This is a genomic window from Streptomyces sp. H27-C3 (assembly GCF_030063415.1).
Taxonomy (GTDB): domain Bacteria; phylum Actinomycetota; class Actinomycetes; order Streptomycetales; family Streptomycetaceae; genus Streptomyces.
The window spans coordinates 1-23,683 of the sequence record NZ_JASITA010000064.1 but is presented as its reverse complement, the minus strand read 5'-3'; the positions used below and the strand labels follow the sequence as shown (position 1 = coordinate 23,683).

Annotated in this window: 18 protein-coding genes and 3 pseudogenes; 11 read left to right on the top strand and 10 right to left on the bottom strand. The window is 67.2% G+C overall.

All coding sequences use genetic code 11. The features are described 5' to 3' along the window. A partial coding sequence (locus QMK30_RS36065; RefSeq protein ID WP_283522570.1) for a DUF2637 domain-containing protein occupies nt 1-1,300 on the bottom strand: 1,300 nt, incomplete at its 3' end. Nucleotides 1,301-1,548: 248 nt separating this feature from the next. Further along, nucleotides 1,549-2,859, bottom strand: a complete 1,311-nt coding sequence (locus QMK30_RS36060; protein ID WP_283522569.1) for a choice-of-anchor A family protein — start codon at nt 2,857-2,859, stop codon at nt 1,549-1,551. 578 nt (nt 2,860-3,437) lie between these two features. Here QMK30_RS36060 and QMK30_RS36055 point away from each other — a divergent pair. Next, nucleotides 3,438-4,201, top strand: a pseudogene (locus QMK30_RS36055) (IS701 family transposase); the annotation flags it as partial. Then, complete coding sequence (locus QMK30_RS36045) at nt 4,201-4,590, top strand: integrase core domain-containing protein (RefSeq protein ID WP_283522568.1); 390 nt, start codon at nt 4,201-4,203, stop codon at nt 4,588-4,590. The pseudogene QMK30_RS36055 and the gene QMK30_RS36045, both read left to right, overlap by 1 nt. A gap of 583 nt (nt 4,591-5,173) precedes the next feature. On the opposite strand, the gene QMK30_RS36040 is transcribed toward QMK30_RS36045, so the two are convergent. Then, complete coding sequence (locus QMK30_RS36040) at nt 5,174-6,706, bottom strand: hypothetical protein (RefSeq protein ID WP_283522567.1); 1,533 nt, start codon at nt 6,704-6,706, stop codon at nt 5,174-5,176. A 1,206-nt stretch (nt 6,707-7,912) separates the two neighbouring features. Here QMK30_RS36040 and QMK30_RS36035 point away from each other — a divergent pair. From QMK30_RS36035 to QMK30_RS36020, 4 genes are all read left to right on the top strand, one after another. Further along, a complete protein-coding gene (locus tag QMK30_RS36035; protein ID WP_283522566.1) occupies nt 7,913-8,410 on the top strand; it encodes a helix-turn-helix domain-containing protein in 498 nt (165 codons plus the stop codon). A 244-nt stretch (nt 8,411-8,654) separates the two neighbouring features. After that, entirely contained in the window at nt 8,655-9,176 is a 522-nt protein-coding gene (locus tag QMK30_RS36030) for a regulator component (RefSeq protein ID WP_283522565.1), read from the top strand. Beyond that, nucleotides 9,163-10,329, top strand: a complete 1,167-nt coding sequence (locus tag QMK30_RS36025; RefSeq protein ID WP_283522564.1) for a DUF6545 domain-containing protein — start codon at nt 9,163-9,165, stop codon at nt 10,327-10,329. Before QMK30_RS36030 ends, QMK30_RS36025 begins: the two co-directional genes overlap by 14 nt. A gap of 53 nt (nt 10,330-10,382) precedes the next feature. Then, nucleotides 10,383-11,126 carry an SDR family NAD(P)-dependent oxidoreductase gene (locus QMK30_RS36020; RefSeq protein ID WP_283522563.1) on the top strand — a complete coding sequence of 248 codons (744 nt, stop codon included), beginning with the start codon at nt 10,383-10,385 and terminating at the stop codon, nt 11,124-11,126. A 111-nt stretch (nt 11,127-11,237) separates the two neighbouring features. On the opposite strand, the gene QMK30_RS36015 is transcribed toward QMK30_RS36020, so the two are convergent. After that, nucleotides 11,238-12,770: an ISL3 family transposase gene (locus tag QMK30_RS36015; protein WP_502963293.1), complete on the bottom strand. Its 1,533-nt coding sequence runs from the start codon at nt 12,768-12,770 to the stop codon at nt 11,238-11,240. 82 nt (nt 12,771-12,852) lie between these two features. Between QMK30_RS36015 and QMK30_RS36010 the strand changes: the two are divergent. Then, nucleotides 12,853-13,347, top strand: a pseudogene (locus tag QMK30_RS36010) (transposase family protein); the annotation flags it as partial. Here QMK30_RS36010 and QMK30_RS36005 read toward each other — a convergent pair. Further along, a complete protein-coding gene (locus QMK30_RS36005; RefSeq protein WP_283522562.1) occupies nt 13,299-13,697 on the bottom strand; it encodes a hypothetical protein in 399 nt (132 codons plus the stop codon). The pseudogene QMK30_RS36010 and the gene QMK30_RS36005 overlap by 49 nt on opposite strands. 379 nt (nt 13,698-14,076) lie before the next feature. Then, complete coding sequence (locus QMK30_RS36000; RefSeq protein ID WP_283522561.1) at nt 14,077-14,994, bottom strand: ScbA/BarX family gamma-butyrolactone biosynthesis protein; 918 nt, start codon at nt 14,992-14,994, stop codon at nt 14,077-14,079. A 124-nt stretch (nt 14,995-15,118) separates the two neighbouring features. Between QMK30_RS36000 and QMK30_RS35995 the strand changes: the two genes are divergently transcribed. The 3 genes from QMK30_RS35995 (at nt 15,119) to QMK30_RS35985 (ending at nt 17,352) form a co-directional block, all read left to right on the top strand. Continuing rightward, on the top strand, nt 15,119-15,769 hold the full coding sequence (locus QMK30_RS35995) for a ScbR family autoregulator-binding transcription factor (RefSeq protein WP_283522572.1): 651 nt from the start codon (nt 15,119-15,121) through the stop codon (nt 15,767-15,769). Nucleotides 15,770-15,811: 42 nt separating this feature from the next. Beyond that, nucleotides 15,812-16,510, top strand: coding sequence for an HAD family phosphatase (locus tag QMK30_RS35990; protein ID WP_283522560.1), 699 nt, complete (start codon nt 15,812-15,814; stop codon nt 16,508-16,510). A gap of 86 nt (nt 16,511-16,596) precedes the next feature. Further along, entirely contained in the window at nt 16,597-17,352 is a 756-nt protein-coding gene (locus QMK30_RS35985) for an SDR family NAD(P)-dependent oxidoreductase (protein ID WP_283522571.1), read from the top strand. 67 nt (nt 17,353-17,419) lie between these two features. On the opposite strand, the gene QMK30_RS35980 is transcribed toward QMK30_RS35985, so the two are convergent. Then, a complete protein-coding gene (locus QMK30_RS35980; protein ID WP_283522559.1) occupies nt 17,420-18,643 on the bottom strand; it encodes an IS701 family transposase in 1,224 nt (407 codons plus the stop codon). Between the two features lie 478 nt (nt 18,644-19,121). On the opposite strand from QMK30_RS35980, the gene QMK30_RS35975 reads away from it, so the two are divergent. After that, nucleotides 19,122-19,769: a TetR family transcriptional regulator gene (locus tag QMK30_RS35975; RefSeq protein ID WP_283522558.1), complete on the top strand. Its 648-nt coding sequence runs from the start codon at nt 19,122-19,124 to the stop codon at nt 19,767-19,769. A 160-nt stretch (nt 19,770-19,929) separates the two neighbouring features. Here the strand turns inward: QMK30_RS35975 and QMK30_RS35970 are convergent. The 3 genes and pseudogenes from QMK30_RS35970 to QMK30_RS35960 all read right to left on the bottom strand — a co-directional run bounded on the left by QMK30_RS35970 (nt 19,930) and on the right by QMK30_RS35960 (nt 23,405). Further along, nucleotides 19,930-20,882: pseudogene (locus QMK30_RS35970) on the bottom strand (IS481 family transposase). Between the two features lie 91 nt (nt 20,883-20,973). Beyond that, entirely contained in the window at nt 20,974-22,179 is a 1,206-nt protein-coding gene (locus QMK30_RS35965) for an IS701 family transposase (protein WP_349362153.1), read from the bottom strand. Between the two features lie 95 nt (nt 22,180-22,274). Beyond that, nucleotides 22,275-23,405, bottom strand: coding sequence for an IS701 family transposase (locus QMK30_RS35960; RefSeq protein WP_283522556.1), 1,131 nt, complete (start codon nt 23,403-23,405; stop codon nt 22,275-22,277). Nucleotides 23,406-23,683: the final 278 nt, after the last annotated feature.

Here is a 23,683-nt window from a genome sequence, read left to right as displayed (position 1 = left end):
CCGCCGTGGTCAGCTCGCGACCTGTCAACCCGGCCTGTTCCGAAGGGACGTCACCGGAGACCTCCGGCGGCAGCGGTGGTGACGCGGGCAACCGGTGGGCCTCGATACCGGGGAACGGCCCGGGATGAGGAACCGACTCGTCTTCCGGCTCCGCGGCGACCTGCGGCTCTTCGCGCTGGGGGGAGACCGGTGGCTCTTCGGGGTCGGCGCGGTGCACCGGCTCTTCGGGCTCGGCATGCTCTTTCGACTCTTCGGGTTCGGCAGGGTCTTTCGCCTCCGTCGGTCCGGTGTAGACCTTGGGCTCCGCCGGTCGGGCCTGGGCCTTCGGCTCGTCCGGTCCGGTGTGGACCGTCGGTTCCTCCGGTTCGGCGAGGCCCTTCGGCTGCTCAGGTCCGGCAAGGTCCTTCGGCTCCGCTAGTCCGGCGTGGACCTTCAGCTTCTCCCGTCCGGCGTGGACCTTGGGCTCCGCCGGTTCGGCCTGCACCTTCGGTCCTTCCAGCTCGCCGCGGTCCTTCGGCTCTTCCCCTCCAACGCGGTCCTTCGGCTTCTCCGGTTCATCGACGCGGGGGAGTTCGGACTGGCTGGGCTTTGGCCCGGGTGGGAGGAGGGCCGGGTCGACTCCGGCGGCGGTGAGTCCGGCGGGGGCGGTCTCGGCGAGGGGGACGCCGTACTTGGCCAGGCGCAGGGGCATCAAGGCTTCGGCGGGTGCTTGGCGACGCCAGGCGCGGCCGTAGCGGGAGTGCAGGCGGGCCTGGTAGATGAGGCGGTCCTGTTCGAGCTTGATGGCCTGGTCGTAGGAGCGCAGTTCCCACAGCTTCATGCGGCGCCAGAGCTTGAAGGTGGGGAAGGGGGAGAGCAGCCAGCGGGTGAGGCGCACGCCTTCCATGTGTTTGTCGGCGGTGATGTCGGCGATGCGGCCCACGGCGTGGCGGGCGGCTTCGACGGCGACGATGAACAGGACGGGGATGCTGGCGTGCATGCCGACGCCGAGGGGGTCGGGCCAGGCGGCGGCGCCGTTGAAGGCGATGGTGGCGGCGGTGAGCAGCCAGGCGGTCTGGCGCAGCAGGGGGAAGGGGATGTGGAGCCAGGTCAGCAGCAGGTCCAGGGCGAGCAGGACGCAGATGCCTGCGTCGATGCCGATGGGGAAGACCAGGGAGAAGTCGCCGAAGCCCTTCTGCTCGGCGAGTTCGCGTACTGCCGTGTACGAACCCGCGAAACCGATCGCCGCGATGATCATTGTGCCCGAGACGACCAGGCCGAGCAGTATTCGGTGTGTACGTGTCAACTGCATCGCGGCCACCCGCGAACCCCCTCATGCGGGTATTAACTGGAGCTCGATCATCCGGAGTTGCCGTCCTCGACGGCATCGGAATTCAGCGAGTAATCACGCCGAAAGTTGACAGTCGACGAGCGGAACGGAACTCGGTGTCCGCACAGAGCGGGCAGGCCGGGGGGGAAGAGGGCCCGCAGCCCGTGGGCGGCCCCCGGTGGGCCCACCCATGGGCGGTCGCGAAGCGCGTCTCGTCGTACGGGCCACCCGTGCCCGGCTCAGCCGGACTGACCGCGCCGTCGCACAGCGTGGACGACCGCGAGGGAGCCCACGGCGAGGAGCGTCGCGCCGAGCCCCGCGTAGAGCCCCACGTCGCTGCCCGTGCTGGCGAGATCCCCTTCGGGGGAGGGGTTGCCCGACGGGGTGGAGCCGTCCTTCACCGGTACGGGCGACGGCGAGGGACTGGTCTCGTCCTTCGGCGGCGCGGACACGGACGGAGTTGGGGACGGCTCGCCCGGCTTCTCCGGCTCGGGGCTCTCCGGGCCGGGGCTCTCCGGTTTGTCCGACGGCTCGGGAGGCTTCTCTCCCTCGCCCGGCAGACAGCCGCGGAACGGCATGTGGTGGGTCTCCGCACCTGACACGCTCGTCAACTTCCCGGCGATGAGCGACCCGTTGACGTGCCCGGGACCGACCTCGCCGTTGCTTCCCTTGTTGCCCAGCGACACCAGCGCGTTCGGTGCGAGGATCGTGCCCGGCCACGAGGCGTAGTTCTTCCGCACCTGACTGGCCTGCGGGAAGTTCCAGAGCAGCTTGCTGCGTATGTCCTTGAACGCGGCGCTGCCGGCCTGGTAGTCGTCCAGCACGAAGCGGCCGGCCGTGTGGTCCCAGAGATGGACGCCGTATATGGCGTTCTTGTTCATGTCGTACGCGGCACCGGTGACGTTCACCAGGGTGGTCGCCCCAGCCGGAACCTTGATCTTGATGTTCCGGGCCTTCTCCATCATGGCGGCCGGCACGGTGAAGACGTTGACCTTCCGGTCGCCTTCGAGCAGGAGGGTGTCCGGCTCGCCGGAGGGCTGGTCGTCCACCTTCCCGTTCGTCGCCAGCGCGCCCCACGCGGTCGAGCGTGCCTTGAGCGTCGAGAACTCCTTGGCGAAGTCCACCGGGGAGGGCCCGTCGGCATGCGGCCCGTCGATGCCAAAGCTCCCGCCGGTGCTCTGCTCCAGGGAGCGGTAGACCCCCTTGCCGCGCTCGAGGACGACCTGATTCACCGTCAACTTCCCTCCCACGACCAGGGAGTAGCCCCCCGGCAGGGCCTTGAGATCGGAGGGCGTCAGCCGGCTGCCGATGGAGAAGCCCTCCTTGCGCTCCGGATCCCCGAAGGTCGCGTTCCCGCCGACGGCGACAGCCCCTTCGGTGTCGGCGACGCGCTGGGAGGAGCCCTTGATGAACTCGGCGTAGCGGGAAGCGGTTCCGAGCGGAGTAGGCAGGCAGGAATCCGCCGGGGCGGCATGAGCCGCATGAGCGGCAGGACCGAGCAGGAGACCGCCGCCGACGCTGAGCAGGGCCAGGGAGGAGCGCGCGAGCATAGGGAGACTTCCGTACGAAGTTGGGGTGGTGCAATGAAGCTATGCGCGTGCGCCGCGCGCGAGGCCCGCCGATAGTCGACCCGAAGCTCCTGAAGATGACAATGCGGATCGCCCAACACCCGGCCTTCGGGCGGTACGTCAGTGGATACGGAGACCGGGCGTGTGCGCGGCCGCCGCCCGCGAGGCCGGTTTCGTCGGTGCAGGGCACACTTGTTACCGGAAGCCGTGCCCTTGATCTCGATCCCGGCCCGGCCGAGATATCAACTTCCGCGTTCTTCCCTTCAACTTGCGATGGTGCTCGCAGCCGGAACGTGGTCGTGGCGAACCCAACTCGTTCGGGGTACGCCAAGGTCCCCAAGGAAGTTGTGCCTGACTGTGTGCTCCGTACCCATTCTCGACGCGACGCTCCGACGCTGGGGCTTCGATCGAGCATGGCCTCCGCGCCGAACACGGCTGCGCCTCGCCGACTCACGGGTGCTGGATCTGGCGACTGCTCTAGCGGTGGTTTGTTGACGGCGGGTCATAGGTGCAGTAGGCCGGTAGCAGAGGAACGTCGCCTCGCTGCCTGGGGGCTTGTGATGACCCGTCGTATGCCGTGTCCGCCCGCACCTGGCCCGGTGGAAGCCTACGCCGCACGCTTCGATGACCTGTTCTCCACACTGGCACAGCGCCGCGGGTTCCGCGAGTACCTGACCGGACTGCTGCTGCCGCGGGACCGCAACAAGACGCTGACCGCGCTGGCCGGCACCGAACCTGTCGTCGGTGCCCAGCATGCGGCGGTGCAGCGACTGCAGTTCTTCCTGTCCGAGTCGACGTGGGACCACGAGCAGGTCAACGCCCGCCGGGTGGCACTACTGCTGACCGACCCGGCGACCGCGCCGCACTCCGGCGGGGTGCTGGTGATCGACGACTCCGGTGACCGCAAGGACGGGCAGGCGACCGCGCACATCGGCCGCCAATGGCTGGGTCGGCTGGGCAAGACCGACAACGGCATCGTGACGGTGACCACCTGCTGGGCGGATGAGAACCTCTACTACCCACTGCACGCCGTGCCCTACACCCGGCGCACCACTTCCCGGCCGGCAAGAAGGACCCCGGGTTCCGCACGAAGCTGCGGATCGCCGCCGAACTGGCCTGCGCCGCCGAGGAGATCGGGGTTGTGTTCAGGGCGGTGGCCGCAGACTGCGGCTACGGCGACCAGAGCAGCTTTCTGCGGGACCTCGGCGAGGCCGGCTTGCCATTCGTGGTGGCCGTAAAGCCGAGTCATGGCAGCTGGGCCTACGGCAAGGACGCCTACACCCCCGTCCACGCCGCCCGCGCCCTGGCCTGGACCGACTCCGAGTGATCGACCTGGGCGTCACCCGTTCGCACTCGCGGCCGAAGGTCTCCAACGACAACCCCTACAGCGAGGCCCAGTTCAAAACCACGAAGTACATGTCCGACTACCCCGAGCGGTTCGATTCACTGGCCCACACACGCCAATGGTTCGACGCCTTCATCGCGTACTACAACCACGAACACCGGCACTCGGGCATCGGCTGGCACACCCCGGCATCCGTCCACTTCGGGACCGCCGACGAGGTCCGCGACCAGCGGGCCATCACCCTCGACCAGGCATACACCCGCCACCCCGAACGCTTCGGCCGCCGCCCCCGACCACCCGCAATACCCCAGACCGCCTGGATCAACGCCCCGGCCAAGCGCCGCGAACCCGCACCACAAACCTCATAGCGTCACGACCGTCTCACTGGACTTGAAACCTTCCGACCCAGGGCGTTACAAAGGCAGGTCACGGACCGCAACAGCACCCGTGATCTGGGTCACAACGCCTGGCCAGGAGTGCCGAAACGTTTCGCTTTCGCCGGTCGATGAGGCTCTGCCGCGCGTGACCGTACGGCAAGGCACTGACAATCCGCCGAACCTCTCTCCGCCGGGCCGCCGGACCACCTTGCGGGCAGCGCAGCGGAGCGTGCCGTGCTGCTGCTGGAGCTGCGGCGCTGGTGAAGGTGCTCTAGGTGAATCCGCAGCACCGTCACCACCGCCTTCCGCAGGCACGACTGACAGCAGAGGAAGTGTCGGACAACCCGAGAGTCTTCGGGCACCGGACACCTTGTCGTCGGCGCCCCTCCGGCTACCCGGTGCTCGAAAGCCCTGGCCTGGTGGAGACGACGATGCGCATCCACCTGCTCAGGGGACGGAGGTGTCACCTCCGCCTCCTGGCCAATTACGTGATCTTCAGGCGGGGAATCGCGCGAACTTCCGAAGTCCTCTTCGCGGCACGGCCTGCACAGGCCGTCCTCCGTCGCCCTCCCGGTCACGAGGATCCGGCAGCCGCCCTCGCCGCACCACCCGTTTGCCGCACGTCCGGAGCATTCTGCACGGGGACTGTGGCCGCCGCGTCGTGGAGGGGCAAGGGTTTGCCGTCGCCGAACGTACCGGCCGGGCCGGGCCGGGGACCGTGCTCAAGGCACAGGTTCTGCGGGGTGCGCTGGGCGCGATACCGGGCGGCGACGTTTTCGGCGCACACGTCGCAGCGGCGGCCGGTCGACCACATCGTGCCGGCCTCGCAGTCGAAGTGACCGCAGCCCCAGCGCGGCAACGCCACCCCGAGCAGCCACCGGCCCGTATCGCGGATCTCTGAGGGCGATGTCCGGGCGAACCGGACGGTGAGGCGGTGCTGCAGGCGCTGGGGGGCGGTTTCGTCGCGCAACTGGCGGCCAACCTCCCTGGCGATCTGCCGCTCCATGAACGGGTTGTTTACCCTCGACAGGAGCCAGTGCACAGGTTCGAGCACGGCGTACACCATCGGGTCCATGGCCAGCTGTGGTCCGGTGTACGAGGGTTGCGCCGACCCCCTGCCGTCGCTGTGCCCTTTGCCGTTCGGCCGGGAGAGAGCAGGCTGACTGTTCCCATCAGCGCGCAGCGCGAGACCACCCCAGATTTCCGTGGGCGCCGCCGCGTCTTCCGGGTTTTCCACAGCTTCTACTACCGGTATCTCGCCTACGGCGGATGCGAGAAGCACTCGCTCGTCATCAGGTGAGTCAGTCCTAGGTGATTCCTCATAGACGAGGGATCCCTCACGAACCTGGGGACCCGATCCCTCACCAACCAGGGAACTAGTCGGCACCCCCACCGAGGTGTCCGCCGACTTCTCCGCGCGCTCCTGGACAACCTCCATGGCGCTGTCCGAGCTGGTCGCCACGACCTCCGGCCCGGCCGCCGACGCGAGGTCGTGCGCGGCGAATCGATGTCTCCCGTATGCCCCTGCCCGCCGCTGCACACTCACCCACCGTGCCGCCTCCAACTCGTCCACAACCTCCCCGGCCGCCGTCGCCGTCAGTGTCTGCCCCGCCTTCTTGCCCGAGTGGTGGAACAGCGACCCGGCCAATTCCCCCTCGGTCAGCGCGATCCTCATCGCCTGCGCGTAAGCGATCACCGCAAACGCCCGCAGCTGCCGGGGCGTCAGGTCCTCCGCGGCCGCCACCGGTACCCACACGAACGCCTCCGCCCTCGACATCGGCCGGGTCCGGCGTACCGCTGAGGTCCCCCGCCCGCCCGGCGATGTCCGTCGCTCCGACTTCAGTTCGATCACCCCGTCCGGCGCTGCACGCGACAAGGCCGTCAGCCCGCGCTCCACCGACGCCTTTGACAGCCCCATGTACGAGGCGATCGTCACCGCCTTCGCCTGACACTCCTCCGGCCGCGCACCGAGCGCCTTCACCTTCACGTACACCGACACCGCTACATCCGCATACGAGGGCGACGACACCAACCGCATCGGCACCCGCACCCGCTGCCGGCGCACCGGCGTACTAGTGACCACGGCCTTGTCGACGCAGACAGGCACGAACTCCGGTCGAGAGCACCCCGCTACGGTGGTCTCCGCCACGGCGCTCACCGGGCCAACCGGGCGAGTTCAGGCTTTTCCCGGCCGATCAGGTTCTGGAGCATGCCGGGGTGCCGCGGGCACGGCCCGGTGGGCAGAGGCAGGGAACCGGAGTCCTGTCTGCGGACAGCAGCCGGGCTGGATATGCCGGTGAGGTGGGACGGGGACAGCGAGGACAGCCTTCGGTGGGGCATGGCGTTGAGATCAGGGCCGTTGGGGAGGCCGCCGGGGGCTCCCCAACAGCTGGTGCAGCAACTGAGGGATTCCCGGCGGAGAAGGTGTGCCAGGTGACCCGTGTCAGATGGGTAAATACTCTCTAACCGGGCGTGACTGGGCTGGCGCAGGGGAGACCAGTCGTGCAAAATAGCGATGCTCCTTCTCTAAAGGAGTGCATGGCGAAGCCCCTCAACAGGTGCTTCGGGTTCCGGTGAAAGAACCAAGATGAAATGCTCGAACGGCTGCTAACTGTTCGGGCAACCCCTTCGGGAGGGCCTGGTAAGCCCGCCCGGTGGCAGTGGGGCGTCGGCCAAGGTGACTGGTAATCACCGGGGACACTGAACGTCCCGGAGGCGACGCTTTGTTGCCCCTATGTCATCGCGGCCTCGACAGGGGCGACATGCTCCCGCACCCAAATCGGCGCGGGAGCATGGAGAAGGCGCCCGGATTCTGGCGGGGAGTTTTCCTTGAACGTTTCCGCTGCCCGCTGTGCGTAGTGGCTCACGAGGGCGGGCCAAGATGACAGCCAGGACAGCGCCGCGGCGCGGCCGAGATGGAGAACCTCGTTAAACCTGCAGAGACCGCCGGGCTTGTCCTCCCGCACGAAAACCCCGGCGGATTCTTCACGTCCACTAGCGGCCTGGAGCGAGTTGGTGTGGCCGAGCGTGCCCCGAGCGCAGGTTCTGCTGACGGGCGGCCGCTCGCTTGACGCGCTTGCCCTCCGCAGGATCAGCATCCGGGCAGGCACGCCGCACGGATTGCCGTGTGCTGCCCCCCTGGTGCAGAGCGCTGATGCACCGTCATGTGCCGTGCAGTCAGTGCCATGGTGGTGCTGGCCTAGCATGTGATCTATACCTTCCGTGGGGCTCCTGCCACGAGGACGATATTCGCCGCCTTCATCGGTTGCAACATGTTGCCTCAATAGTGCATTATGATGCACCGGAGGTGCCCATGAATCAGCCACGCGAAACCGACGACCCAGTCGGGCCGACCATGGGCGAGCAGGTCCACGCGGCAAAAGCCGACATCGCCGCCCGGTTACGGTATGTCCGGCAGCAGCACCCCGAAGGCCCCTTCACCCTTGCCGAGTTGGCCAAACGGACCGGCCTGTCCAAGCGGACTCTTGTGTCGGCGGAATCGGCGGAGGGGGCCAACCTCACCATCGAGACTCTCCTGAAGGTCTCCCACAGCCTCGGCATCAAGCGCTGCTCCTACTTCCTTGACGAGCAGGTCTTCCAGCAGGTGAACATGGAGCTGGACGCGGTCAAGGCCCTGCGTCGGCGCAACGTACGGGGCTTCGCCCTCCGCTCGGACCGCATCGACGGGATTCCCGCCGATGAGCTGACACGGCTGCTTTCCGGAATCATCACCTCCGCGGAGAAGGCCCGCAGTTCCCTGCGTGAACCTCCACCTGAGCCTGAGGCGCCCGGCCGTTCCGACGGCCCGTAGTGGTACTGGCCCATGCCTAGGCGAGTCTCGGTTTTACGGCCTCTGTCGCGAACCGCACGAGGAACAGAGAGCGGCGGGCAGGCCTCCAGTCCGATCGAGCCCGACGCGGATCCTGGCCGGACGACGTGCTGCGGTGGCTTTCGCCGTACGCCGGACAGGCTCATGTGACTGGAAGGAAAGGACCGCCATGTGCACGTGCACCTTCCACCGGTGTCCGCTGCGCAGGGAGAAGACGAGGGGGCGAGTGAGAAAGACCAACGACTACAGACGCCTGCAACGCCGGTGCCAGGCCCTTTTGGACGGCCTTCAGGCACCACAGAGTCGCTCCTTTGAGGCGATCTGCCAGTGGATGGAAGAACTGCAGGGGCGCCCGCTCATCCTGGGCGAACTTCCGCCGGAGGCCGCCACCTCGGGAGTCTGCGGGCTGTGGCTGGGAACGGATGACGCAAACTACGTCTTCTATGAGGCCCAGACCGCACGTCCGCACCAGGAGCACATCGTCCTGCACGAACTGGGCCACATCCTGTGTGGCCATTACCAGGGCGAAGGTGTCACCGACGACCTGGCTAGCGGGCTGTTCAGCGGCCTCGACCCACAAATGATCAAGCGTCATATGGCGCGAACCAGTTACACGACCAGCGAGGAACAGGAAGCCGAGATGATCGCCAGCCTGCTACACGGAACCGGCAGACCTGGCCGGCCCGGCGGCGCCCTGGGCCGACTCGGCGCCTTCCTGGGGGTGAGCAGCAGCCATGACGGCGAATGACCTGGCAGAACTGCTCAGCTGGTGCAGCGTCATCGCGCTGTGGACCGCACTACTCTGCCGCGCCCGTCCCGCCTTGCGCGAGCAGTACCAACGCGGACTGTGGCTCGCCATCTTGACCGCGGCGCTGGCCCTCACCCTCTTCCAGCCGGCGTTTGTCCGGTGGGCCATCGACACCACCGGCAGCGCCCCAACTGTTGCACTGGCCCGCAATCTGACCGGTGTCCTCAGCGCCGGACTCACGCTGCTGTTCATCGTTGACTCCACCCGCGGGCGCCGCCTGCGCTACACCATCGCCGTATGCCTAACGGCCGCCCTGGCCATCCTCCTGGTCCTGGACCAGACCCGGGGCAGCTACGCCGGACCGGCCATACCGCCCGGCAGCGGAAGCGCTCTTCCCTCGACGGGATACTGGCTCATCGTCATTGGCACCCACCTAGTCGCCGACATCGTTGCCATCATCGTCTGCTGGCAGTACAGCCGCACTACCGACGACAGCGATCTCGTCTGGTCCCTGCGGCTGTTCGCGTTCGGAAGTATCCTGGCCGTCGCTTTCTGGGGCGCCTATCTCGTCCACCTCTTCCTTCGCATACCCGCCGCCCTGCCCTACATGTCGGTGGTCATCAACATCCACGGCCTCTTCCGGGCGGCATCCCTGCTGGTCCCCGTCGCCACCGCGATCCGGCGGACCTCGGCCGACCTACGCACCGCCTGGGTATTGTGGCCGCTCTGGCGCGACCTGCTGACGGCCGTGCCGCACGTGGCATTCCTCCAGCCACAGCCGACCCGGATCAGACAGGTACTGCTGCCGGGCGTACCGCTGGCACTTCTAGTCCACCGCCAGACCATCGAGACCTACGACGCGCTTCTGGACCTGCAGGCCTTCGTGCAGCCTTCCGCGTACGGCCAAGCGTACGAGCACGCCCAGCGCATCGGCATACCCGGAGCCCGCATCGAAGCAGCCGCGCTAGCGGGCGCCCTGGGACAGGCCCGGCGCGCGAAACTCGCCGACCAACTCCGCTCCACCCCCCACCCGATGCCTGGACTCGACCGCAGCAGCCCGGCCACACTCCTCGCGGTTGCCCGGGCATGGCCGGCCATGGCCGACGTATTGCCCGGCCCCGACCGGCCAGCCATCCCCCACCACCAGCCCTGACGAAGGCCAGTCACGCCGTCGCGATCCGCGCAACAGAAGGCAGCATCTAACTAATGACCACAGCCCTTATCACCGGCGGCACGTCCGGCATCGGCGCGGCCTTCGCCCGCCGACTTGCCGCGGACGGCCACGACCTCGTCCTCGTCGCCCGCGGTACCGACCGCCTACAGCAGACCTCTGCCGACCTCCACGCCCGCTACGGCATCTGCGTCGACACCCTCACCGCAGACCTCACCACCCCCGACGGATGCGCTCTAGTCGAAGATCGGCTCCGCACGAGCACCATCGACATCCTCGTCAACAACGCGGGCCACGGCCTGCCCGCGCCGTACCCCCGCAGTACCTTGGCCGACGAGGAAGACATGCTCGACCTCCTAGTACGCGCCCCCCTGCGGCTCACCCACGCCGTCATCCCCGGGATGACCGAACGCCGACGCGGAGCCATCCTCAACATCGCCTCGGTGGCAGGCCTCCTGCCCACAGGCACCTACGGAGCGGCCAAGGCGTGGCTGATCCGCTTCAGTGAGTCCCTGCGCATCGACCTCGCCCCGCACGGGATACGCGTCCTTGCCGTCTGCCCGGGATTCACCCGGACCGGCGCGGTGCACATTCCCTCCCTGCCCCAGTGGATCTGGCTCGATGCAGACCAAGTCGTGGACCAGGCTATGAAGGACCTGCGCCGACGACGCCCCGTCAGCATCGCGGGCCGACACTTCAAGCTGTACGCCACAGCCGTACGTCACGCGCCCCGCCACCTTGCCGCTCGCATGGCGCGCTCACGTACACCCGCCGCTTGAGCACAGCAGTCTGAGGTTTTCCTGGCGTGACTCTGCTGGCCATTTGCTGTGGAAGTGGGGACTGTCCAGTCAACGGCTCTGTCTCACATTCGGTGGTGACTCTGTGTGGTGTTATCCGAGGAGGATTCGGTGGCGAAGGAGGGTGAAGCCTGCTCGTCCGTGCATCTGGCGGGCAATCCGCTTGGTCTTGGTGTTGACACCCTCGGTCGGGCCGTTGCTGTACGGGAGTGTGAACGCGGCGATCACAGCGTCGCGGTCTCGTTCGAGACCGCGGGTGAAGGCGTGCAGATACGGCAGATCGGCCGCTCGGACCTGGGCGACCCATTGGTCGAGGGTGTCGGCGTTTTCTGGCTGAGGCTTCAGGAGTGGGGCGAAGGCCCGGATGTGGACTGCCAGTTGGGTCAACTCGGGGCACGCGGCGGTGAGCCGGGTCAGGAGGTCTTGGTACTCGGCCTTGAGGTTGTCGGGCCTGGTGAGGAGCATCCGGGCGAGTCTGCGCGCGGAGATATGGCTGCGGTCGGCGTCCGCGCGGCCTTGGTTGATGTACTTGTGCAGGAGGTTGAGGCAGCCCGTGAAGCCAAGGGCTTTGATCTCTTCGAAGAGGTGCTGGACGGGGACGGCGGGGTCGCCGGCCCGGCGTTCGCGCAGGTGCTCGCGGTAGGGATCGACGAGGCTGGCGCGGTATTTCGGGACGCGGAGCATCCGCTCGTGCAGGTCGGCTCGGGCATAGCGTTTGACGGTATTCAGGGCCAGTTGCAGACGGCGGCCGCATTCGAGGAGGCCCACGCCCTGGTCGAGAAGGCCGTGGATCTGGTGCCAGCGTTCCAGGGTGGTCCGTGCGCGGGGCCCGTCATACAGGGGTGTATCCAGCACGGCGGCCCAGCAGTTGCTGTGCGCCTTGATCTCGCTCAGGGCGGCTTCGCACAGGTTGTGCCACAAATGCCAGCGGTCACCGACCTGCACCGCGTCGGGCAGAGCGCGGCGGATAGCCTCGGCGTAGGTCGCCGAGCCGTCACGACACACGATCTCGACGCCCGGATGCCCGCGCAGCCAGGCTTCCAGGGTGGAAGCCGTGCGGTCGGGCAGCACGTCGATCCGCTCATGGGTCTCGGCGTCGATCACCACGGTGGCATAGCGGTGCCGCCGGCGCAGAGCGAAATCGTCGACGCCGATCACACGGGGCACCCGTCCCGTGGGCAACGGGATCCGCAACAGGGCGCGCAGAGCCGTATGACGCGACAGACCTACCGCGAGTATCGCCAGCACGCGTGCCCCTGCCCGGCCCGCTAACTCCTTGACCACCGCCTTGACCTCCGCGGTCAGACGGGTGGTGCGTCGCTGATAACGCTCCAGCACCCCGGGCACCTGCTCGCGGAAGGTGTGACGGCAGCCGCGTGTGGGACAGACCAGACGCCGCACCCGTACGCGGACTACCACTCGTCGGCCGTCGACCGGTACGTCGGCCACCGTCCGCCAGTGATAACCGTGAACGCGCCCCGACGGCGCCCCGCACACCGGGCAGAGCGCGGACTCCGAAGGAGTCCGCGCTCTCACCACGCCCCGCTCGCCCTCGTCGACCACATCCTCAATGACCAGCGGAGATATCCCCGAAAAGACCATCCGCACGAACTGGTTGACATCCATCACATCGATATCAACGACCCTTCACCACACAGAGTCACCACCGAATGTGAGACAGAGCCGCTCGTTTGACAGACCCTGACCGCTGCGCCGCGAGGGCGCGGACGCGGTGCGGCGGGGCCGGCCGTGGGGACTGCCGCTGGAGGACCGGGTGCTGCTGGTCGCGGCGTACTGGCGAACGAACTTGACGATGCGCCAAATCGCTCCGCTCTTCGGCGTTTCGAAGTCCGCCGCAGACCGGGTCATCGATCACCTGGGGCCGCTCGTGGCGCTGGAGCCCCGGCAGCGGTTCGCACCGGGCACCGTGCTGATCGTGGACGGCACCCTGGTCCCCACGCGCGATCACAGCATTGCCGAACAGTCCAAGAACTACCGGTACTCCACCAACCACCTGGTCATCATCGACGCCGACACCCGCCTGGTCGTCGTGGTCGGCCACCCCTTGCCGGGCAACCGCAACGACTCTCAGGCGTGGGAGGAATCCGGCGCCAAGGCCGCCGTCGGGAAGACGATGACGATCGCCGACGGCGGCTATCCCGGCACCGGACTCCTCATGCCCCACCGCCGCCGGGCAGGCGAGGAAAGGTCCTCCACCCGGCGAGGTGTAGAGAGAGCCCGCAGTCGGTGCTCTCGCAGCTCAGGGCCGCTGTGCTGGCCCGAAGGATCGGATTCGGCGATCGACTCGGCGAGATCGCCCGCAGCCCACAGTACGGGGCGATTCTCGTCTCTTTCCCAGTGGCGTCCGGACCAGCGGTACCAGCCCAGACCCGGCACATGACGGTAGTCCCGCGCATACCGTTTGTCGAAAAGCTTCGCAGTGCCCCGGTCGGTGAGTGATTCGGGAACAAGTCGGCGGCTCGTAGCGTGAGTTGCGCGGAGGGACGGCTCCGCTGGGCACGCTTCCCGTAGGCGTGTGAGCGAGCGGATCATACCTGCCCACTTTCGGCGAGGCGTGGCGGGCGTCGGCGGCCACGCATACGCGTCGTTTCTGGTGCGGTTCTGCTGTCTCTCGGGTCCAGGGGCATGTCACCCTCCCTATGAGCGACCGACGCGACTCAACTTCGAGCTTGCTCTCGGCAGTGGCGTGTCGGGTGGGGTCGATGCTGCGCAGACTCCCCCCGAGTGGGCACGGCGCTGTGGCCACCCGGAGGCTGCGAACCTCATCGAGTGGATGGTCTCTCCTCCCGCTGCCCGCGGGGCAGAATCGGCGGCGAACGAAGGTGCAGGAGGGGAGGAGGCCGTCTTCTCCATGAGGGCCGACGTGGGCATCTCGTGGCTGTGCCGGATGGGCGGGTGACTCGCTCCAGGCCTATACGCCGGGGGGCCTCAGCGGCTCCACGCACCGCATGGTCACATCGGCACAGAAAATCTCCTGCTCGTTCTGCTGCAGGAGAACCCTCACGATCGTGTGATCGGCAAGCTGGCGGATCACCGAAGTCTCAACCCAGCACGGGGCGTCGAGTTCGGCGTACCGGGAGAAGACGACGTCCATCCCGGCCGCCACACGTGTGCCGGGGACTGCGGCGTGCGCGGCTTGACGCGCGGCCTCGAGCAGCAGCATTCCGGGGGCATGGTCGACCGAGTGGTCGAAGAGAATGGGGTGCTTGGTGTCCACGCGAAGACGGAACAGGTGGCGGTTGCCGGTCGGGGAGAGCAGAACGTCTGCCGCATGCTGCCGGGCTACGCGCTCGGGAGGCAGAGGCGCCGGCAGGGGAACGGCCCCGGACAGGGCCTGCTGCGCGTTGGCGTAGTGCCCGCGCAGTCGCCGATATATGGCCGGGGACTGGTTGGTGAAGCTCGCGTGGGCGCTGCCCAGTCGGATGCCGTTGCGCATCAGGTCGACGTGCATGGACATGCTGCTCAGCCGGTCGGTGCGGCGGACGATATCGGAGCACGAGACGCGGAGTTCCAGTTCCGCCTCACCGTAGGCGGCGAGCACTGCCGCGCTGAAGGAGTAGGAGAAACGGCTCCATGTCTGACGGTGGCCGAAGGGGACGCCGAAGTTGGTGTGACACAGGAACGGTATGGTCTGGCGGACCGCCTCGACGGCCAGGAGCGGGTCGTCGTATCCGCCCGCAGGACCGTAGAAGGAGTGCCGATCTGGCCATCGTGCCGTTACGACGAAGGCGTCAGCGCCTGTGGAGCGACAGCCGGTGAGTAGTACTTCTTCAGCGTTGTCCTTGTGGACCAAGCTCGCGTCGACTGTTGTGATCTGGGCAGACCTCATTTTGTGCTTCCCCCTGTAGCGAGGTGAGACTTCTGAGCGTGCCGTCGGCTGACCGTGGCGCCGCCGTAACCGCTCCCAGTAGCATAAAGAATGTTCGTTTTGTTTGTCGAGCAAAAAAGAGGCAATGGTGATGGGGCGTCAGGCCGGGCGTGCGCTGCAGCAACGTGCTGTGCAAACACGTAGCAGCATCCTGCATGCTGCGGCTGAAGTCTTCGATGAGCACGGCTTCGTGGGCGCGAGCATCATGAAAATTTGCGAACGCGGAGAAACGACTCAAGGAGCGATCTACTTCCACTTCAAGTCCAAGGAGGGGCTGGCGCGGGAGGTCATGAACGCGCAGTCGGACGTCATCCTGCCGCGCCTTGCCTCGGAAGGCCTCCAGCGGCTGGTCGACATCACCCTGCTGTGGTCACGGCAGCTGCAGAACGACCCCTTGCTGAGGGCGGGCGTGCGACTGACGAACGAACAGCACACCTTCGGCCTCAACGAAGAGACCCCTTACCGCACATGGGCTGCGATCATGAAAGAGTCCCTCGAGGCCGCCCGTACGGAGGGCGAACTGCTGAAGAGCGTGGATACCGCGCGCATCGCGGAGTTCGTGGTCGCGGCCTGCACCGGCCTGCAGATGTACTCCAACGTCGTCTGTGGGCGCACCGACCTGACAGAGCGGACCGTCGAGATGTGGCAGTTCATGCTCCCGGGCATCGCGGTGCCTCAGATCGTGGCCGCAGTCGACGTCAGCCTGGAACGGGTGGCTCGGCTCGCCGCGGCATGACCTCCTGCCGCTCCTCAGCCCAACCATCACTCAGGAGATAGCGTGTCCGAACGGCTTAGCCACCTGCGGCTCGCCGCGGTGAACATCGACGGGGTCCTGCTGAACGACTCGTTCAGCCCGGTCATCCACCACTTCATCGTCAGCCGCGGCGGTACTTACACGCCTGATATCGAGCGTCGGATCTTCTCGCAGCCGCGCAGCATTGCCGGCCGACGCATGGCCGAGGTCGTGCAGGCTGCCATGACAGGGCAGGAAGCACTCGACGCCTACTTCGCGGAGCGGGCCGCTTACCTCGAGAAGCACCCTGTCTTCATCCAGGACGGTGCCATCGACATGATGCGCCGCCTCAAAGAGCTGGGGCTCCAGACGGTCTGCTACGGCGGGTTGGACAAGACGCACTTCGACGAGCACCTGGGCACTCACGCCGGTCTCTTCGACGGGCCGGGCTACGTGTGCACCAACGACTTCCGCCCCGGTATCGCCGAAATCACCATGGGTGTCTTCGGCCTCGCCTACGACCAGGTGCTGTTCATCGATGATGTGGCGGCCGTAGCGCAGGAAGCCAGGAGTCTTGATGTGCCCTTCATCGGCCATCCCAGCAGCTTCTCAGGCAGCTTCCAGCGCCAGTTGATGCAGGAAGCAGGCGTCCGGCACCTGGTGGACAGCCTGCACGCCGTCGACGAGGACAGGCTGCGGACCGTTGACGCCGAAGCTGCAACCCGAACCGTCTGGGCTGGATGACCAGCACGCACCTGGCGCCGATCATCCGAGCAGAACACACCACCATGTACGGGGATGCACACGTGAGCAGCAGCAACGGCGGACAGATGCTGGACGGCAAGGTCATCATGATCGCTGGTGCGTCCAGCGGGATCGGCGCGGCAGCGGCCCGGCTCTTCGCCGCTGAGGGGGCGCAAGTGGTCTTGATGGCCCGGCGCGAGGAGCGGATACAGGCCCTGGCCGAGGAGCTCACTGCCAGTGGCGCGCAAGCGAGCGCATGCGCCGGTGACGTGACACGGCCGGACGACGTCGCACGTGTGGTCACCTCCGCAGTGAAGATTTACGGACGGCTGGACGGCGCCTTCAACAACGCGGGCTGGGCCACCGCAGGAACCCGGCTTCACGAGGACGACGAGGCCGACTTCCACCGGGTCCTCGAAGTCAATCTGCTCGGGGTCTGGAACTGTCTGCGACAGCAGATTCCCGCCATGCTCGACTCCGGAACCGGAGGGTCCATCGTCAACACATCGAGCCATGCCGGCGTGGCGGCCACCGGTGCGTCCGCTGCGTACGTCGCGGCAAAGCACGCGGTGCTCGGGCTGACGAAGGCGGCTGCTGCCGACTACGGACGCGACAAGATCCGGGTCAACGCCCTCGTCGTCGGCGCCACGCGGACGGAGCTGATGGAAGAAGTGATCTCAGCGACGCCAGCTCTGGAAGAGGCGTTCACCTCCCGCTCCGCCCAGCAGCGGATGGCCGCGCCGGCCGAGGTGGCCCAGGCCGCGGCCTGGCTGTTGAGCGACCGCTCCTCCTTCGTCACCGGATCTTCCATGGCAGTGGACGGCGGGGCGACGGCCCTGTAAGGCAGCGGGACCGAGCGCCCTGCGGATGTCGGGCCGGTGTGACGGCACTGTGCCGAGGCTGGCGCCGTCACGCCGCAGCCCAGTAGGCACCGAAGGCATGCTGCTGATGAGCGGCCGGCGGAGCCAGGCGCCGGTAGGCATAGGCGGCCGAGACCAGGGTCATGTGATGGTGCCACCCGGGGAAGGACCGTCCCTCGAAGTCGAGGAGGCCGTGGTTCTCCTGCATGTCCTGGATCGTGGCCGCAGAACCGGCGTTCAGATGCGCCAGAGTGAACAGCTCGTCTATGCGTTCCTGCATCATATTGGTGATCCAGACAGGTGCGAAGCGATGTCCCACGGGCCGGCACTGGGTGAACACTCGGAGCGCGGTGCGCTGGCGCTCCGGTGAAGAGGCACTGCCCGCCAGGTGGACCATGCCCGACACCGCACGTACCTGACGCGCCCCCCCACCGTGACCCATCAGGGTCGAGGTGTGCGGTCTGCGCAGACCGCACTGGCGCAGGAGCTGCTGGGCGCCGAGCACGGGACCGCTGTTCGGCGGAGTGCGCAGCGGACTGCCGCTGGCATACCCGACGGGGATCACCCGCAGCTTGTCCGGTACGGCGATGACAAAGTCCTGTTCGCGTTGGATGAGGCCGCGCAGCAGCACGTCGGTTTCGGAGAATGTGCTCATGTCGGCCACAACGGGCGGGGGAGACGAGGCGCTGCCGGCCCTCAAGGTGTCCACGAGGTCCAGGGCGTAGGCCGACATGGGTCGGTGTCGGACCGACAGCGGGATGCGGGCACGCTCGCGCCGCTGCGCATCCTCCGTCCAGCACTCGGGCAGCGCCAAGCGCCAGTCCACAGGCAGGTTCCCCTGGTCTGTTGCTGCGAATGCCCCCAGCCCCTGCTGGCAGTTGACGACGCGCCCGGCCGCCGGGATGAACCACCGGTGGACCCCCACGGAGTGCTCGCCGCGCTTGGGCAGAACTGCCGTGGTGAGAGACCACGCGCGTGTCCGTGCCCAGTGCGCGGTCAGCCGGGTCAGCTCCCGGCGGGCCGGTGCCCAGTCCCAGGGGCTCGCGTTGAGGAACTGCTGCAGGGAGTGGGACGCCGTGGGGGACGACGACACGGCAGCGGCCAGTCGGCGAACCGACTTCTTGCCGGGGGTTGTGAGTAGGCCCTTCAGGTAGGCCTCGGCCCAGCGGCGCTGGTCGGCGCGCGGCAGGTGGCCGAACAGAGTGTCCGCGAAGTCGGACACCGACATCGCGATGGCCGGCGGTGGCACCTGGACGGTGTCGTGCACAGACATAGTGGGGTTCCCTCCCTGGTATCACTGCGTGACCGCAAGTGACACCAGTAAGCGTAACGATCGTTTTGTTTTTTCTCCAGGGTTCTCCCACTCCCGCGCGACCTTGGGAAGTCCGGCATGTCCCTTCCTCGTCCGGCTCGTTGGCCACGAGAGGTCCCGCGTCTTGCCCACGTCGGGCTCGCATTTCCGGCAATCCGGCATCAGGCTGGACACCTGGCCCTGATGCCGTCACCGGCACGACTCGCCGCAGCAGGTCGCGGCACGAACTGCCCACTTCAAGCCACCGGACGGACCGATCCACGATCGAATGCGTTAACTCTCCCTGAAGGCGGGAGAGATCCCTGTGAGCGGGCAGGCCCAGGCACCACTCGTCTGCACCATTCCATTGCCCCCGAGGTATCTCCGGCTGCGTTCGGGAGCGGACACTGCGAAAGAGACCACGGTGAAACAAGAGAGAGCTGCACGGACGCGGAGCAGCTTGGTCAAGGCGGCTGCCAAGGAGTTCGATCGCAATGGGTACGAAGGAACGTCGCTGGCGCGGGTCAGCAGGTCGGCGAACATCTCCATTGGTGCGCTGACGTTCCACTTCGCGAGTAAGGGAGACCTCGCCGATGCGGTTCTCGCGCAGGGCCTTCTGGAGGCGAGGGCCGTCATCGAGTGCGTACGTGCCAGCAAGACGCCGGCCCTGGAGTCCGTCATCGAACTGACACTGTCCCTGGTCCGTCTGCTGGAGGAAGATGACTCCGTACGGGCAGCCGCTCGGCTCACCCGGGAGCGCACGGACTTCGCCAGGGACTGGTCGTTCGAATGGGCGCCCTTCATGGCGGAATTGGTCGCTCAAGGGCAGTGGGACGACCTGCGGCCCAGCGCCGATCCGAAGGTCGTCACCGCCTTGGCGGACTACCTGATCACAGGTGCCGAGGTCCAGGTCCGCCGACGCGTCCAGGCCCAGACCTCAGAGTGCCCCCGTGAGAGCAGCCAGGCGCAGCTGGCCGAGATCTGGGACATGGCGCTTTGCCGAAAAGGCAACCAACGCTTCCCGTACCGGCCCCGCAGCGACAGCGGCACCGCAGATGCCGCACCCCGGACCGGTCAGCCCGGCCTGGGCCCTGAGCCGGTCACCTAAGGGCTGTCCCGCAATCCCTGGCAGGCGCACGACGACAGCTACGGCACCTCGCCGCGTTGTCGGAACGCCCGAATACGTCCAGTATGCGAACGCCCCTCCGCCTTGCGATGCACCGCATCTGACGCCGTGCGCTGATCCACCAGGGATTACGGGACAGCCCTTAGTTGTACTGACCCGTGAGGTTGGGGACGCGGCTGGCGGGTGGTTGGCCCTTGAGTGCGGTGTGTCCGCGGTGGTGATTGTAGGTGTGGAGCCAGACGGGGTATGCCTCACGTCGCTCGGCCTCGCTCCGGTAGGGCTGTGCGTAGGCCCATTCATCGAGGAGGGTTCGGTTGAACCGCTCCACCTTCCCGTTGGTCTGGGGCCGGTAAGGCCGGGTCCGCTTGTGTGAAATGCCTTGCTGTGCAAGTGAGTTGCCCCAGAGCGGGAGCGGTAGCAGGAGCCGTAGTCGGTCAGGACGCGTTCGACGGTGATCCCGGCCTGGGTGAAGAAGGCGTGGGCGCGCTGCCAGAACCCGACGGCGGTTTCCTGCTTCTCGTCGGTGAGGATCTCGCTGTAGGCGAGGCGGGAGTGGTCGTCGACGGCGTTGTGGAGGTAGCTGTAGCCGACGCCGGATCGGTTCTTTCGGCCTGCCTGTCGGCCCAGTTTCTGGTGGCCTCCGCCGTCGGGGATGTTGCCGAGTTTCTTGATGTCGACGTGCACCATCTCGCCGGGCTTCTCGCGTTCGTAGCGGCGTATGACGCGGCCGGTGGCGCGGTCCAGGTGGGTCAGGCGGGCGAGGCGGTAGCGGGTCAGGACGCGGTGGACGGTCGCGGGGTTCAGCCCGAGGAGGTAGGCGATACGGGCCGGTCCCCAGCGGCGCAGGACGCGGACTTTGATGATCCTGCGTTCGGTGCGGGGCGGAGTCCGGAGCGGGCTGTGGTGCGGGCGTGAGGACCGGTCGCTCATGCCTGCTTCGCCCAGCTCGCGGTAGCGGGCGGCCCACCGCTGTGCCGTCGTGGGCGAGACCTGGAAACGTTCGGCGGCCCGGCGCAGCGGCCAGCCGTCCTCAACGACGCAGCGGGCCAGCCGCAGGCGGCCGGTCTCGGTCAGGGGTGCATTACGGTGGGGCATGAGGGCCTTCTGCTGGTCGGTGGTGATGTCGCAATTCACACCGAACCCGGAAGGCCCTCACTCGTTCAAGATCACCCGACCGTGATTGCTGTCACCAACCTCCGTGGACAGAACAGTGGTGCCAGCCTGGCCAGGTTCGGCCTTCGAAGTGGGCCAGGCCCAGGGCCTGTTTCATCTCGCGGTAGTCGTTCTCGATGCGCCAGCGGAGCTTCGCGGTGCGCACGAGGACGGGCAACGGGGTGGTTTCGGGCAGGTTGGAGAGCCAGAACTGCACGGGCTCGTCCTGGTCGGCGGGCCATTCGGCCAGCAGCCAGCGGACCGGAAGCTCGGTGGCGGCCGTGGCCTTGCGGATCTCACGTCCGGCGGGCCGGATCCGCAGGGCCACGAAGCGCGAATACATGCGCTTGTGTCCGCTGCGGCCACTGCCGGGCCTTGATCCCTCCCTCCACTGCACCGGCCGCGCGGATGATTTGCCGGCCGCGATGACCAGGCTCTTCACCTTCTGTGCCGGCTCGGGGTAGGCAGGGACCGGCAGTCTGCCCCGGCGGGGAGGGGCCGGGGTGCACGGCTGTGCGTCTTCGGGTTGTGCGGTGGTCGTGGTCGAGATGCCCACCACGTAGTCGAGATTGCGTTCTTCGAGGCCGAGCCGGAAGGCGGCGGTATCCCCGTAGCCGCCGTCGGCGATGACCTGGGGCACCTCGATGCCCCAGGACCGCGTCTCGTCGATCATGTCGAGGGCCAGCTGCCACTTCTCGACATGGCCCACCTGGGCGGGGATGGCGCACGTGTCACGGCGGGCCACTTTGACCGGATCGGCCTTCGGCGAGGCGGGATCCCAGCTTCCGGGCAGGAACAGACGCCAGTTCACCGCTGCCGAGGCGGCGTTGGAAGCCAGGTGCAGCGAGACCCCGGCCTGGCAGTTGGTGACTTTGCCCGCGGTGCCGGTGTACTGCCGGGTCACGCATGCGGACGCGTTCCCGTCCTTGAGGAACCCGGTGTCATCGATGATCAACGCGGTGGGCTTGACGACCGGCTGCATACGCCAGGCTAAACGGGCCCGCACATGCGCTGCGTCCCACGGGCTGGAAGTGACGAAGTGGGCCAGCGCCTGCCGGTTCCCGTCTTCGCCCAGGCGGGCGGCCATCGGCTCCACCGACTTGCGCCCGCCGTCCAGAAGCAGGCCACGCAGATAGACCCCGCCCCACCGTCGCTGATCCGCCCGCGCGAACGGCTCGAACATCTCCGCCGCGAAGTCCTCAAGATCACACCGGACCGCAGCCAACTCCTCACCCAGCACACCCGATCAACGACACGCCCGATCAAGAAGACACGCCATCACGGACCGCACATGACCAAGCCCTACTAGTGCCGAGCCGGCACGAGGTGCCGCCGTCAGCCCAATTGATCGAAAGCATGCGCAGCCGACACCATCGTCGTGTGATGGTGCCACCCCCGAAATGACCGGCCCTCGAAATCGCGCAGGCCGAACTGCTCCTCAAGGGCCTGCGCACTGGCCTTGGACCGCACGGCCAGCCGACTGAGTGCCAGGACCTCGTCGACGCGGTGGTCCATCAGATTCGTCAGCCAAAAGCGCACTGGCGCGCCTGTGGGGGACAGCTCGCTGAGGAGACGAATGCGTCTGGCCGCGCCATGCCCCGATGACAGCCGCACGATGGAGGAAACAATCTTCACCTGCTGCTTTGCGTCGTCGGAGGCCGATCCGTGCCATCGGCGCCCGCCCAGGAACTCCAGAGCCGACCCAGCGCAGCGCAGGGCGTTGCGAGCCGGATGGGAGGAGCGCAGGTCCTGCAGTTGGGAGCTGCCGTCCGGCAGGCGCAGCGATCCGTCCACCTCGACGGCGAAGTCGAGCTCTCGCTGGGCCATTTCCGCCACCAGGCGATCGGCCCCCGCGAGCTGACGCAAATCACCCACCACTGGCGCCGGACCGGCCTTCCACGAGCCCAGCTCGTCCAGCATCTCGATGAAGTCAACCCACTCGGGATTCGCCCGCACGCCGTCAGGGATGTACGCAGACTCGCGCAGGCTCTCCTGGACGAGCCACCTGTCCGACAGCAGCAGCCGCCAGTTGACCGGAAGGTTGGCAGACGGAACGGCCAGGGACACCATGAGGCCGATCTGACAGTTCACCACCCGTCCCGCTTCGTGCAGGAAGCGCCGCTCCACACCCACGGAATGGTCCCCCCGCTTGGGAATCGCAGCCCGGGAGATCACCCATGCCTGTGGTCTCTGTGTGTTCTCGATGTAGCGCACGAGGTCTGCGCGTACCGGGTCCCAGCCCCAGGGGCTCTGGTTAATGAATTGCTGGAGGGATTGGTGTACCGGGAGCGACAGTATGTCCTCGGAGATTCTGCGGACCGACTTCTTGCCTTCGACGAGCAGCAGGCCCCGCAGGTACACCTCTGCCCACCGTCGTTGGTCCACACGTGGCATGGAGCTGAAGAGCTCGCCTGCGAAGTCAGAAAGGGCGTCTCGAGTGATGACGGCACCTGGGCTCACGGACATCCATTTCCCCCGGTTTATTCGAACGTGGTGAAAATTGCAGCCTCTCGGCGGAAGAGCGACAACGGACATCGCCGGGAGCGGAACGGCCCGCTCCCGGCGCCACAAAATCAGCTCTTCTGCGGTATCCGTACGAAGGCGTCGTCGGCGACGCCCCCCTCTCTGTCAGCCTTGGGTGAGACGTCTCGCTTCGGCGGGTTAGCCTGAGAGGGCACCGACAGGAGAATCACCCCCTCATGACCAGCACCAAGCCCGCCGGATCCGACCCGGCTCCCAGGCCG

Bases quoted from the DNA above. Each gene is read 5' to 3' on its own strand.
- QMK30_RS36060 (WP_283522569.1), bottom strand. From the start codon at position 2,859: ATGCTCGCGCGCTCCTCCCTGGCCCTGCTCAGCGTCGGCGGCGGTCTC.
- QMK30_RS36035 (WP_283522566.1), top strand. From the start codon at position 7,913: ATGAATCAGCCACGCGAAACCGACGACCCAGTCGGGCCGACCATGGGC.
- QMK30_RS36025 (WP_283522564.1), top strand. From the start codon at position 9,163: ATGACGGCGAATGACCTGGCAGAACTGCTCAGCTGGTGCAGCGTCATC.
- QMK30_RS36020 (WP_283522563.1), top strand. From the start codon at position 10,383: ATGACCACAGCCCTTATCACCGGCGGCACGTCCGGCATCGGCGCGGCC.
- QMK30_RS36015 (WP_502963293.1), bottom strand. From the start codon at position 12,770: ATGGATGTCAACCAGTTCGTGCGGATGGTCTTTTCGGGGATATCTCCG.
- QMK30_RS36005 (WP_283522562.1), bottom strand. From the start codon at position 13,697: ATGATCCGCTCGCTCACACGCCTACGGGAAGCGTGCCCAGCGGAGCCG.
- QMK30_RS36000 (WP_283522561.1), bottom strand. From the start codon at position 14,994: ATGAGGTCTGCCCAGATCACAACAGTCGACGCGAGCTTGGTCCACAAG.
- QMK30_RS35995 (WP_283522572.1), top strand. From the start codon at position 15,119: ATGGTGATGGGGCGTCAGGCCGGGCGTGCGCTGCAGCAACGTGCTGTG.
- QMK30_RS35985 (WP_283522571.1), top strand. From the start codon at position 16,597: ATGCTGGACGGCAAGGTCATCATGATCGCTGGTGCGTCCAGCGGGATC.
- QMK30_RS35980 (WP_283522559.1), bottom strand. From the start codon at position 18,643: ATGTCTGTGCACGACACCGTCCAGGTGCCACCGCCGGCCATCGCGATG.
- QMK30_RS35960 (WP_283522556.1), bottom strand. From the start codon at position 23,405: ATGTCCGTGAGCCCAGGTGCCGTCATCACTCGAGACGCCCTTTCTGAC.